At 62.4% G+C, this 213-nt stretch carries 1 pseudogene; it reads right to left on the bottom strand.

Features of this window, described 5'->3' with window-relative positions:
* A pseudogene (locus WDW90_RS41355) lies at nucleotides 1–213 on the bottom strand (MFS transporter); the annotation flags it as partial.

Below are 213 nucleotides of genomic sequence, written 5' to 3'. Positions count from 1 at the left end.
CGGCACGTGCAGGGTCTGCGTCAGGTAGCCGATCGAGAAGACCGCGAAGATGTTGAAGAACACGCCGTCGATCGTTCGCGCACCCATGCCCGCGAGCACGTTCTTCGGGTAGGTGCGCATCATCGACACGAAGGGAATCGCCGCCTCGCGGTTGGCCTCCTTCACCTGCGTGAATTCCGGCGTCTCCATCACGTTGAGGCGGATATAGGCGCC

It is taken from the genome of Methylobacterium nigriterrae, from assembly GCF_037106235.1.
Classification (GTDB): domain Bacteria; phylum Pseudomonadota; class Alphaproteobacteria; order Rhizobiales; family Beijerinckiaceae; genus Methylobacterium; species Methylobacterium nigriterrae.
Note: the sequence above shows the minus strand (reverse complement) of the source record. Positions and strands in the feature narration are given on the sequence as shown.